The organism is Parabacteroides sp. AF17-3 (genome assembly GCF_003635445.1).
Classification (GTDB): domain Bacteria; phylum Bacteroidota; class Bacteroidia; order Bacteroidales; family Tannerellaceae; genus Parabacteroides; species Parabacteroides goldsteinii.
In genome coordinates, this window is record NZ_QTMM01000023.1 from 90,109 (window position 1) to 103,669 (window position 13,561).

The 13,561-nt window shown below is 38.7% G+C and carries 7 protein-coding genes; all 7 read left to right on the forward strand.

The features are described from left to right. The first annotated feature begins 442 nt into the window (after positions 1 to 442). The 7 genes from DWW91_RS24760 to DWW91_RS24790 all read left to right on the forward strand — a co-directional run bounded on the left by DWW91_RS24760 (position 443) and on the right by DWW91_RS24790 (position 13,498). Positions 443 to 1,783: an IPT/TIG domain-containing protein gene (locus tag DWW91_RS24760; protein WP_010800491.1), complete on the forward strand. Its 1,341-nt coding sequence runs from the start codon at positions 443 to 445 to the stop codon at positions 1,781 to 1,783. 33 nt (positions 1,784 to 1,816) lie between these two features. After that, positions 1,817 to 4,921 carry a TonB-dependent receptor gene (locus DWW91_RS24765; protein WP_046147923.1) on the forward strand — a complete coding sequence of 1,035 codons (3,105 nt, stop codon included), beginning with the start codon at positions 1,817 to 1,819 and terminating at the stop codon, positions 4,919 to 4,921. Between the two features lie 12 nt (positions 4,922 to 4,933). After that, entirely contained in the window at positions 4,934 to 6,925 is a 1,992-nt protein-coding gene (locus DWW91_RS24770; RefSeq protein ID WP_007654202.1) for a RagB/SusD family nutrient uptake outer membrane protein, read from the forward strand. Positions 6,926 to 7,020: 95 nt separating this feature from the next. Further along, positions 7,021 to 7,953, forward strand: a complete 933-nt coding sequence (locus DWW91_RS24775) for a DUF1735 domain-containing protein (RefSeq protein WP_233584571.1) — start codon at positions 7,021 to 7,023, stop codon at positions 7,951 to 7,953. A gap of 249 nt (positions 7,954 to 8,202) precedes the next feature. Beyond that, positions 8,203 to 10,404, forward strand: a complete 2,202-nt coding sequence (locus DWW91_RS24780; protein WP_233584572.1) for a hypothetical protein — start codon at positions 8,203 to 8,205, stop codon at positions 10,402 to 10,404. Beyond that, positions 10,401 to 12,083 (forward strand): DUF6057 family protein, encoded by a 1,683-nt coding sequence (locus DWW91_RS24785; RefSeq protein ID WP_122329232.1) that lies wholly within the window; start codon positions 10,401 to 10,403, stop codon positions 12,081 to 12,083. Before DWW91_RS24780 ends, DWW91_RS24785 begins: the two co-directional genes overlap by 4 nt. Continuing rightward, positions 12,080 to 13,498: a PD40 domain-containing protein gene (locus DWW91_RS24790; RefSeq protein WP_122329233.1), complete on the forward strand. Its 1,419-nt coding sequence runs from the start codon at positions 12,080 to 12,082 to the stop codon at positions 13,496 to 13,498. The genes DWW91_RS24785 and DWW91_RS24790 overlap by 4 nt, the downstream gene beginning before the upstream one ends. Positions 13,499 to 13,561: the final 63 nt, after the last annotated feature.

A 13,561-nucleotide genomic window follows, 5' to 3' on the forward strand; every position in this document is an offset into this window, starting at 1 on the left:
CCTTCGAATGCAAATGTACGGACTAAATTTATGAAAAACAAATCAATAAATATAAAAGTTTTCGTTTTGTCTGTTATTGTACGTGTTAAATTTTGTTGCGCGTGTATGTTTGCGTATTGCTAAAGATATTTTGTATCCAATTTTGGGAAATTCAGATTAAACCAACCCGCATTTATTAAAAAACACTCTAATATAATAGCTCTTATTATTTGCTTTGGGTGATATTCAGCATGTATAAGGAATAATTACCATAGTTCTGGCAGAACTCGATTCACCATGTAAAAAATTGAAAAACAGAATAGCCGGATAGAGTTTCTTCAATGTGAATATATTGTTAACCTATTAAAAAAATGTCTATGAGCGGATAAAGTTGAACCCCGGTTTTTGCAGTACAATGATACTGAAACAGAAAGTTATACCTAAACATCTAAAGTAATCAATTATGACAATTTATTTTAAACCCAAGAGATTTGTTACTAAGAATGTACCATCTCTTATGTTAAGTTGTTTGCTTATCTCCATTTTTTCTTGTTCTGATGATAAGACGAATGCAAATGGAAGCGGGCAACCCTATGATCCGAATACTCCGGTCAAGTTGGAAACATTTTATCCCGATTCGGGAGGGATGGCAACTAAGGTGATCATTAAAGGTACTAATTTCGGAACAGATCCGGAAGCTATAAAAGTATATTATAACACCAAAAAAGCGGCTGTTGTGCGTGCTGCCGGTGATATGCTTTATGTAATTACTCCGAGACAGCCCGGTGCAGAGTGTCAAATATCTGTTGCAATAGGAAAAGACTCCCTTACTTTTGAAAACACATTTTCCTATACAACGCAGACTACGGTTTCTACTATAGCCGGAAAACCGGTGGGAGGTGACGATGGACATGGTGAGATGATTGATGGAACATTGGCAGAGGCTTCTTTTGATCAACCCTGGTTCTTATGTGTGGATGCAGAGAAAAATATTTTTGTTAGTGAACGTCTTGGACATGCAGTTCGCCAAATTAATGAGGAAAAGAATGTTGTCAGTACGTTGGTCAAAGGTTCAGGTAATTGTCCGTATCCCAACGCTTCTGCAACGGATGCAGAAGGTAAAACCGTTTTTGTAGCCTTAGATCAGGGGTCTCAGGGATTGATCGAGTTTGATCCTGAAACTCAGTGGGCGCCTAAAAGAATTAAACCTAGGCCCAAAGAAGGAACCCCTGCCTTTACACTTGACTGGATGCATTCGGTTGCACCAAATGTAAACGACGGATTAATCTATACACGTGCCTATAATGGTCAACTTGTTCGCTTTGATCCGAGAACAAAATCTGCGGAACAACTGGATGAAGGATTATTAAGTAGCTCTGATAGCTTTGTTAGTTTTGATACTCTTGAGCCTGATATGTTGTATATCTGTTATTCTGCTAAACATTGTATATATAGCTATAACATCAAAACCAAAAAGCATGAACTCTACGCCGGTGTTCAGAATGAAACCGGATGGCAGGATGGAGAACGTGAAGATGCTTTATTTAATGATCCGAAACAAATCTGTTTTGATCAAGACGGAGTGATGTATGTCGCTGATGCCGGAAATCATGTTATACGAAAAATAACACGTGATGGTGTGGTTAGTACTGTTATTGGTATTGCCGGTGTAAAGGGGTATGTGGATGGTTCGCCGGAAGATGCCTTGTTTCAATATCCTACAGGAGTGGCTATCGACAAAGAAGGCACCATTTATGTCGGCGATGCAAGAAATAATTGTGTTCGTAAGTTGGCTATAGAATAATCTAATAAATTAAACAATTTTAAAATTGATGGTATGAAAAGACTCTTCATCATACAAATGTTGCTATGGTGTGCTCTGGTTGTGGTCGCACAGAAGCAAACATTTACGATACAAGGAACAATTATTGATCCGTCATTTAATAATGAACCGTTATCAGGAGTGAATGTATACCTGAAGGATCGTCCGGGTGTCGGTACGGCTTCGGATATAGACGGTAAATTTTTAATAAAGGCCAGTAAAGGCGATATGATTGTCTTTACTTATTTGGGATATGATAATTTTGAATACCAAGTCGCAAAGGAAGAAAAGAATTTGGTTGTAAAAATGGTAACTTCTTCGGTTCAGTTGGAGGAAGCTGTTGTTACTGCTATGGGTAATAAACAACGGAAAATCAGTGTGCTTAGTGCTGTTTCAACTGTTGATACAAAAGATTTGCAAGTACCGTCTACGTCGATCAATAATATGCTGGGAGGTAGAGTTGCCGGAGTAATTTCTTTACAAACGAGTGGAGAGCCCGGTAAAAATATATCGGAATTCTGGGTTCGCGGTATGAGTACTTTCGGTGCAAATAGTAGTGCTTTGGTACTTATTGACGGCTTGGAAGGGGATTTGAGTCATATAGAACCGGCTGATATTGAAAGTTTTTCTGTACTGAAGGATGCCTCTGCAACCGCAGTATATGGGGTGAGAGGTGCTAATGGGGTTGTATTGGTGACAACCAAACGTGGAACGGTGGATCGTTTGAGAATTACAGCGCGCGCAAATTTGACAGTATCTACATTGAAGCGTTTGCCGGAATACGTGGGAGCTTACGATTATGCCAAACTGGCCAATGAAGCTCGGGTAGTATCAGGATCAACGCCTTTATATTCTCCCATGGAAATGGATTTGATCAAATACCAGCTTGACCCGGATTTATATCCGGACGTAAACTGGCAGAATGAGGTTTTGAATAAGACGTCTTTGCAGCAAACTTATTATATCAATGCGCAGGGGGGAGGTAGTATTGCCCGTTATTTCATCAGTTTGGGTATGTCTGATGAAGGCGCCGCCTATAAACAGGATAAGAATAGTAAATATAAGGCCGGTTCCGGATATAATACATATAATTATAGAACGAACTTGGATGTTAATGTGACGAAGACGACTCAGGTCTATTTGGGACTCGATGGAACTCTGACATCTAAAAAAGAACCGGGTATGGCAAATACCGACTATTTGTGGTATGCACAAGCCGCTCTGACTCCCCTTACGATTCCTACTAAATATTCAAACGGTATGTTACCGGCTTATGGAACGGGTAGCCAGTATTCTCCTTATGTGATGTTGAACCATACGGGGATGAAAACGTCCGAGACCTATTCCAATATGGTGACGCTTGCTTTAACTCAGGATTTTTCTCCGATTCTGAAGGGGTTAAAGGTAAAGATACAGGGTGCTTTAAATAATAAGAGTTACTATGATGAAACGCGCTATGTTTTACCTGATATGTATTATGCGGTGGGACGTTCGACTGACGGGGAGTTGAAGTTGGTAAAGAAAATTAATGCGGAAGCGGCTCAGTTTATGAATTATCAGCGGCAATGGCGTAAATACCATTTTGAAGCAAATGTGAATTATGAAAATATGATCGGTGACGATCATCGTTTTACCGGACTACTATACTACTATATGAGTGATGAGAAAGACACATATAATGTAAAAACAAGTATGGATGCGATACCAAAGAGGTATCAAGGGTTATCCGGACGTGTGACATATGGTTTTAAGGATACTTATTTCATTGATGCTAACTTTGGTTATACCGGTTCTGAAAATTTCCGTCCTGGACAACAATTCGGTTTTTTCCCTTCCGGTGCAGTCGGTTGGGTTCCGACAAACTATGATTTTATGAAAAAAGCGTTACCTTGGTTGAACTTCTTGAAATTCAGATTCTCTTACGGGCAAGTAGGTAACGACCGTATTTCGGATAAACGATTCCCTTATTTGACTATTATCAATTCGACTGCGAATACCGGTTGGGGAAGTCGTTATTCCTGGGGGGTAAATGAGTCTATCGTCGGCGCGGATAATCTGGCCTGGGAAAAATCAACAAAAGCGGACTTAGGTATTGAAGGTCGTTTGTTTGATGAACGAGTGAATTTTGTTGTGGACTTTTTTAATGATCAACGGGAAGGCATTTTCCAACAGCGTACCCAGGTTCCTGATTTTGCAGGTATTATAACGATGCCTTTTGGTAATGTCGGACGTATGAGAAGTTATGGATCTGATGGTAATATTTCGTATACACAAACATTTGGTAAAGATTTTGCTTTTACGGTTCGTGGAAACTTTACCTATTCGACAAATGATGTTCAAGACTGGGAACAGGCATATCCTAAATATGAGTATCAACGTATTGCCGGTAATCCGTTGAATATACAGAGAGGATATATAGCTTTAGGGTTGTTTAAGGATGACCAGGATGTGGCAAGTAGTCCAGCCCAGTTCGGTACGGTTCGCCCAGGGGATATCAAATATAAAGATGTCAATGGAGATGGAAAAATAACGACTGACGACAAGGTTCCTTTATCTTTTTCTGATTATCCACGGTTGATGTATGGTTTTGGTGGTGAGTTCAGATATAAAAATCTAACCTTGTCGGTATTGTTTAAAGGTACCGGTAACACTGACTATTACAAAGCCGGTTTACCGGATGGTTATGGTAATTATGATGTGTATGAAATGGGGTATATACCGTTCCATAAAGCGGTAGTAGGTAATGTTCCGGTACAGGCTGGCATCCAGGCAAACCGATGGACTCCGGCCTGGTATTCAGGAGATCCGTCTACAGAAAATCCTGATGCCATGTTTCCTCGTTTGACTTATGGAAAGAATGAGAACAATACACAAGTCTCGACTTTCTGGAAAGGTAATTCCAAATATTTGCGTTTACAGGAAATCAGCTTGACCTATAACCTGAAGTCTTTAGGTTGGTTGAACAATGTAGGAATTTCCTCTGTAGACCTTCAATTGGTCGGCTATAATCTTTGTGTATGGGATAAGGTAAAGACGGTAGATCCGGAGCAAGCCGGTAAAAACGGGAATGTATATCCGATACCGGCCCGGTATGCGATACAGATGTATGTTAATTTCTAAAAATAACGGAATATGAGATATTTAAGATATTTGAAGCATTTAATCATTGTTGCTTTTATTGCTTTGTATTGTTCTATGAGTTCGTGTAATTATCTGAATGTTGATGATTATTTTATGGATACGTTGGGATATGATTCTATCTTTCAGAATAAGTTGAATTTACAACAATATTTATGGGGTACGGCAGCCTTTTTTTATGATGAAGGAGCTATTTGGGGTAGTACGTATACACCGGGAGTTGTCGGTTCGGATGAAGCTTTTACTATGTGGGACCATGATGAGTATCCGGGTACGCAATTTGTGTTGGGAAATATAAATCCTGACAACCTGATGAGTATGAATGTCTGGCCGCAAATGTATAAGATCATACGGAAAACCAATCTTATTTTTCAACGAATAGATGAGTGTAAAGACCTTACGACCTTAGAAGAGCGTGAGATATTAGGATATGCTCATTTTATGCGTGCTTATGCCTATTATCATATATTGATGAATTTTGGTCCGGTTGTTTTGATAGGTGATGAAACCCTGGAGACGAATGAGAAACCGGAGTATTACAACCGGGAAAGAGCGACCTATGACGAGTCGGTAGATTATATTTGTGATGAGTTGGAGTTGGCTGCGAAATATATACCTCTTACTGTTTCTATGGGGCAATTCGGACGTCCTACCCGTGGAGCGGCTTACGGGCTGATTGCGCGTCTGCGTTTGCAGCAGGCAAGTCCCTTGTTTAACGGTGGTGCAGCTGCTAAAACCCATTTTGCATCGTGGAAACGTACGGTCGATGGAGTTGATTATGTTTCACAGCAATATGACGAAAAGAAATGGGCGGTTGCCGCTGCGGCAGCAAAACGGGTGATTGATATGGGAGTTTATGAGTTATATACGGTAAAACGAGATTCGACAACTATGCCGTTACCCAAAAATGTTCCTTCGGGAGATTTTCCCAATGGGGCGGGAAATATCGACCCTTTCAAGTCGTATAGCGATATGTTTACAGGAGAAGCGTTGTCTCAAAAAAATACGGAATTTGTGTGGGGGCGTATTTCCAGTAATGTAAGAAACTATACCCGGCATGCGTTTCCTATTGATAATTTAGGTGGCTGGAATGGTATGGCTATTCCTCAAAAGATTGTAGATGCGTATTATATGGTAGACGGTCGTGATATCAACAACTCGAGTGAAGAATATCCTTATTCGGAAATCGGATTTTCCAGTGAGAAGCAATCCTTCTCCGGTTATCAGTTGAATAATGGCGTATATAATATGTATATGAACAGAGAAATGCGTTTTTATGCCTCTATCGGTTTCAGTGAATGTTTCTGGCCTTGTCTTTCTACAAGCGAGAGTGGACGCAGAAATCAGACGATCACCTATTTTAAGGGAGGGAACTCCGGGAAAGACCGTACAAATTCAGATATTCGAAATTACCCGATCACAGGTTACGTAATCAAGAAGTTTATCCACAAAGACGATGCCTGGGCCGGAAATGATGCGGAGACACTGGAAAAACCTTTCCCTATAATCCGATATGCAGAAATTCTTCTTTCTTATGTGGAAGCACTCAACAACCTGACGGGAGGGCATACCATTACAGATGCTGAAGGTAACAGTCAGACATTTACCAGAGATGTGAATGAGATGGCTAAATATTTTAATATGATCCGTTACCGTGCCGGGCTTCCGGGCTTGACATCTGCTGAATTATCATCCCCTGATCAAATGTTTGATTTAATAGTACGCGAAAGAATGATCGAGTTTTTACATGAGAATCGTCGTTTCTATGACGTACGTCGCTGGGGTATTTATGAAGAAGTTGACAAAGAGCCTATTGTCGGAATGGACACCGAATCACGTAAAGACGGTTATTATGAGCGTACGGTGGTCAATCATCCGATAGCCAGAAATCGTAAAGTCGAAAGAAAAATGATCTGGTTGCCTATTAGTCGCCAGGAGATCAGAAAAGTACCGAAAATGGATCAAAATCCGGGATGGGATAATTAATAATATTAAAATATATGGATATGATAAACAAGGTAATATATAGAATAACCGCATGTTTGTTTTTTTCCGGACTTCTCGCTTGTAACCAAAGTGATATGTTTAAGGAAGAACAATATAAAAAGGTGCTTTATGTGTTAAGTGATGATAATATGGCTTTTCAGGTTGTTCATTCGCTAAATGAAACAGAAAGTACTGGTTATTTAACTTTATATGCAGGAGGGACATTGGACATAGATCAGGATATAACGTTTACGTTGGAGCCTGATGAAGAGTTGTTGGGTGAATATAATCTGCTGAACTATGATTTGGATACGGATAAATATGCAAAAAGATTGGATCCGTCTAAATACACGATCGAGTCATATTCGGTAACAATGAAGCAGGGGGGAGAAATGCCTTATGCTTTATTGCCGATCAAGATACGTCCGGAAGGACTTTCTCCGGACTCTTTATATATGATACCATTGAAGTTGACAGGCGTTTCAGCTTATGAAATTAATCCAAAGAAGAACCGTGTGCTTTATCAGGTTGTTCTGGAGAATGATTTTGCATCGGAAAAGGACAATACATTAATGTCGATGAGAGGTACTCGCCAGGTCGGTGATGGGCCTGTTTCTAAAATTGCAGCCAATAAGCGTATGTATCCTTTAAGTAAGCAGGAAGTAAGGATTAACGCAGGTATGGAAAACAGTGGAAATAAGGCAGATCTGGAGTTAATCAATAAATATAGCATTATTGTAAAGATTGGCGAAGAAAAAACGCTGAATTATAAAGGTGTTTCTTATTATCCATTGACAGTCTATCCTTATAATAAGGAAAATATACAAGTTGAGATGCTTGGAAGTGAGGAAGATAAAGAAGTCCTGACAGTGGCTGAATCGAATCGGTACGGAGAAGAACTGGGAATAATGAGATTCCATATTTCTTATCGATATCGGACTTTAGTTACTCCTGCTTCGGAAGGATTGGAGGCAGAATGGAGTGATTGGGTTGTTGTTACTGAAAATATGAAACAGTTAGCGAAGTAGTATCATACTGATTATCGGTAGGTCCAAAAGGCGGGAACGATGGTTTTGTTTTTTGGACCTACTATAAAACACAGTGAGAGAATGATGAAAAATATCAGTTGATTTATGAAATTCCTATTTATAACTATCGTCTGTGTCCTATTGAATGGAATGTCATTTCGTTTGTTTCGGGAAAAAACAACAAGTGAACAGATAATCTCCTTTTTTTTAAATCTTCAAACAGTTCAACAGGAAAAGTTGTATTTGCATTTGGATAAACCTTATTATGCTGCAGGAGAGCAAATTTGGTTTAAAGGATATCTGGTGAACTCGTCTACCCATGCTCCGGATATGCCGGATAATTTTATTTATGTGGAATTGGTAAATCAGAATAATAAAATTGTTTGTAGGCAAAAAGTAAAGAAAAATGAAGGTGGCTTTTGGGGTAATTTACTATTACCAACGGATATGATTGTAGGAGAATATACATTGAGGGGATATACAAATTGGATGCGTAATGCTAATGTAAACTTTTTCTTTCAAAAAAATATTCCGATAGCCAATACCTTGGATAGAACGGATACTTTGGAACTAAAGAAGAAAAATATAAGGAAAAATGATTTTAGTGTTTCTTTTTTTCCGGAGGGAGGACATTTATTAACGGGATATCGTCAGCAAATGGCTTTTAAATGTCAGCGTTCAAATGGTTATAGTGGAATGTTGGAAGGATATATAGTCAATCAGTCAGGGGATACGCTAACACAAGTGAAGAGCGAGCATGATGGAATGGGAACTTTTTCTTTTCTTCCGGCGAAGGATAATTCATATTACGCATTAGTCCGTTCTCCCGGATGTGAAGAGAAAAAGATACAATTACCAAAAGCTGAAGATTCAGGCATTACATTATCATTAAATCAATCGGCCGGAAAAATACGTTATCAGATATTTTCATCACTGCCGGATAGTCAACAATCGGATTCCCTATATTTGATTGGTCATACGCGAGGATTACTTCGTTTTTTATTGCCGATAAGTAAAGAGAATCATACGGGTGTTATTAGTTCTTCTTATTTTCCGGATGGTATTTCTCATTTTCTGTTGATGGATCAGGCTGGTAATAAATTGAGTGAACGACTGATATTTAATTATCCAAAGAAGGAAAGCTATTGGACTTTACAAACTGATAAAGATACATATGAGCGTCGGGAAAAAATAAAAATAAATATCAGGTTGGATAATGAATCGGGATTGCCGGCAAAAGGCTCTTTTTCATTAAGCATTACGGATAATAATTCGGTTTCTGTGGATTCACTGTCAAGCAATATTTACTCTGATCTGTTACTTGTGTCGGATTTGAAGGGATTTGTGGAGAATCCCGGATGGTATTTTAAAGAGAAGTCCAGAACAACTATAAGAGGGTTGGATTTATTGATGTTGACACATGGCTGGAGTCGGTTTGATATTACTCCTTTTGCAGAGCAATCGTTAATGCCTGATTATTTTGTGGAGAAGGGGCAATATATAAGTGGAAGGATTTTGAATTTTTTCGGTAAAGAGGCAAAAGATGCGGCAATAGTCGCAGTCGATCCTGCAAATAATCTAGTCAGGACGTTGGAGTCGGATGAAAAAGGTTGTTTTTTGTTGGATGGGATTGATTATTGTGACTCAACGACTTTTGTCGTACAAGCCCGAAGTAAAAAAGGTCTGGCAGTTGTCGATATAAAGATGGACGAAGAAACCGTTCCTGTTGTAGAAGACAAAAATTTATTCCCTGATTCATTGTTTGTTTTTAATCCACATTATCTATCCTCTGCAATGGACGCCGGTGGTATGCGTGTAATCAATCTGGAAGATGTCGTGATTGAAGGAAAACGGACTCAGACAGCCAAAGAAAAGGCTGAACGTGTGTGGGCTGATTATTCCATGACAGAAGATATGCTTGGAAAGTCGGTGTCCAGGACTGCAAAAGATTTATTCAGACAAGCTATGGGAGGCGCAGATGTAAGTGATCCGCTTGTAGTGATTGATGGGATGTGCTGTTGGGATGATAATTATATATTGGAAACAATTTATCCGGATGATATGAGGAGCTTTGATGTGTTTAGGGATCAGAAACGATGTAAATACGGTTCTATAAGTAAGTCGACTCCTGCTGTAGTGATTACATTGAAACCGGAAGCAATGAATCGCAAGAGGAAGGGGGTAGCTTTATTCCATTCGCAAGGGTATGTGAAACCGGATCAATTCTATCATCCGGTATATGAGACACCTGATGAAAAAAAATCGGAAAAAATGGATATACGCAGTACTCTTTATTGGAATCCTACTTTGGAAATAGACTCTCAGGGAGAAGGAAGTGTGGAATTTTATGCTTCGGATCTCCCGGCTTCATATCATGTGGTAATTGAGGGCGTGGATGAGAGCGGACAGTTGTATCGGTATTCGGGTAATTTATTGAAAAATGCAGAATGATGAGTAAATTGTTTTATATAAGCCTGTTCATTCTATTATTTTTATTGTTGCAGATTGGATATAGTTATCATTTTTTCTATATCGAGCAGTTTCAGTTGTTTATGTTTTCGGAGGACTATCTGTTTGAAACGGTTTCTCATCCTGGAGGCTTATCAGTGTATTTGGGTGAGTTTCTGGTACAGTTTTTTTATTATCCGCTGGTAGGTGAGTTTGTTTCAGCATTATTATTAGTATGTATAGCCGGGTTAATAAAGCAATACGTCTCTTTCAATAAAAACTGTTTTTTATTGGAGGGTTTCATTTTATTATTTCTACTGATTGATATTCTTGATTTTAATTTTCTTTATGCAGGAGTCGTTGCTTATTTGTTTTGTGTGGTTTTTCTGTTGGTTTATAAGCGTATTCAAAAAGAGTCCGTACGTATCCTGACCGGATGTTTGATGATCTGCTTGCTATATCTGATAGCCGGATCGGTTTTTGTCGCCTTTGCTGTTTCTTTATTGATCCAGGAAATAAAGGTGTACAGGCTAAAAATCGGTCTGCTTCTTATTCCTGCGCTATTCACAATATTACTGGTGTTTTATTTGAATTATGCCGGATATCTGTATTATTCGGAGATCATATGTTTTGCTGATGGGATATATGTATTGAAAGGGGGAGCCGGATGGGTGATTTATGCTCCGTGGTTTTTATTGGCTTTCAGTCCATTGTTGAGTCCATTATTTGGCTTTGTCTTTGTTGCGATAAAGAATAGATATTGGAGGATGGGTACTCAGGTCGTTATATTTTTACTCTGTGGTGCTTTTTTATTGTCAGGATATGATGATAGAAAGTCTTTGCCGGTAAAAAAATATGCGTATTATGCAGATCACAAAAAATGGGAAAAGATATTACATAATTGTAAGAAACAGAAACCTACGGATTTATTATGTCTTAATTATCAAAACTTGGCTTTGGCAGAACAGGGCGTTTTGGCAGACTCTTTGCTTATGTATACACAGCAGGGGAGTAAAGGGCTGTTTGTCGATTGGAATATGACGCCATTTGTTTCTATGACACTACAAAAGATATGTTATTACTATGGAGATATAGCATCGGCTCGGAAGTATGCTTTTGAATGTAATGTTTGTGCACGATCAGTCGGATATCCACAGACTCTAAAAATGCTGGCAACATGTAATTGGGAGATGGGAGAGTATGCAGTTGTAGATAAATATCTTTCCTATTTACACAAAACATGGGTTTATCGGAATTGGGAGGTGGACACTCTTTGTTTGAGACGAGTCGAATCTCAGGCCGATAATTTTGTATATCTCCAAGACATAGACCTGTTGGCTTATGATAATGTGCATAATAAGAAGTTGGCAGATTTTGTTCTATGCTCATATTTGTTGGATAAGAACCTGAATGAGTTTTTGAAAGCATTTTACTATTTCTATAAAAATGAGAAAAATGTCCCGGTTATTTATCAGGAGGCAATTTTTCTGGGAGCACAAAGCAACCCTCAAATACTTGATTATTTCTTTATACCGGATTCGTTGAAAGAGCGTTTTCTGGCTTATCAATCCTTTTGTAAGACGAATCACTTGGATATATCTATGAATATGGAGAATAGGGATATTCGTTGTTATACAAGTAGTTATTGGTATTATTACGATTTTAATCCTGTTCGTTTATGATTAAATATTTATTGTTTTGCTGGTATGTAATTTTGTTTTTGTCTTGTTGTGAAGAAGAGAGACCTAGTTATGCAACGAGAGAACTTATATTTCCTGATTACAGAAATGTTACAATTCCGGTTGATATTGCACCGTTATCTTTTTATGTAAATCTGCCGGAAGTGAATGAGAATGTTCAGGTATTATTATGTACACGAACCAAACAGTTAAATCGCCGGGGTAAAGAGGTGCGTTTTTCTTCACTCGAATGGAGAGAGTTAGTGACATCTGATAGTGTAATGAATGTTTATATTCAGAAAAAGACTGACCATTTGTGGAACTGCGTTGATTCTTTTAAGATATATATATCCTCGGATCCGATAGATCCTTATCTTTCATATCGCCTGATTGAGCCAGGATATGAGGTGTGGGGGAATATGGGGATTTATCAACGTTGTTTGGCTAATTATGAAGAGGATGCCATTTTTGAAAATTCAAGAGTAAAAGAAATTTGTGTGAATTGTCATGCGACCAATCAAGGAAACCCGGAAGAGTATATATTCCATCAGCGCCCTAAACCGGCAGGAACTATTTTAGTTAAAGATGGAGTTGTTAGTAAATTGAATACGGATTATTCCGAAAAAATAAAAACTTTAGTTTATCCATCTTGGCATTCATCAGGTAAATATATAGCTTTTTCTGTAAACAAGACGGTACAGGCAGTACATTCACAGCACAGGAATCGCATTGAGGTGATGGATCTGCACTCGGATATTGTGATCCTGGATGTACAAAAGAATATACTTTTAACCAGTTCTCTATTATCGTCGGCTGATGCTTATGAGACTTTTCCCTGTTTCTCTTCCGATGGAAAAAAGTTATACTTTTGCTCTGCTCCTGCAATATCGTTACCGGATTCATTTAATTACGTACGATATCATTTATGTAGCCTGGATGTGGATTTGGAGAAAGGGACTTTGGGAAGTAAAATTGATACGGTGATACGAGTCGATACACTAAATGCCAGTATCTCTTTCCCTAAAATATCACCCTCCGGGCGTTTTATGCTATACACGCGACATGCTTATGGTAATTTTTCTATCTGGCATCGGGATGCGGACTTATGTATGTTTGATTTGCATAACCAAAGAGAAGTAGATACATCGATCTTAAATTCGGAAGAAACGGAAAGTTATCATTCCTGGTCGTCGGAAGGTCATTGGATCGTTTTTAGTAGCCGTCGGATGACAGGGCTTTTTACTTGCTTGTATCTGGCTCATATAGATTCTTCCGGACATGCAGGAAAGCCTTTTTTATTACCACAAAAAAGGAGTGATTCTTATTTTTTTCAATATAAGTCTTATAATGTACCCGAATTTATGAAGGGGCCGGTCTGCACAAGCGAAAAGGATCTGGAGGCGGTTATGGAGAGATGATGTGTCTTGCTGCTACAAAGAGTTTTATAACGGATCGGGTTTTAGCTTATTTTGTGGAGGCTT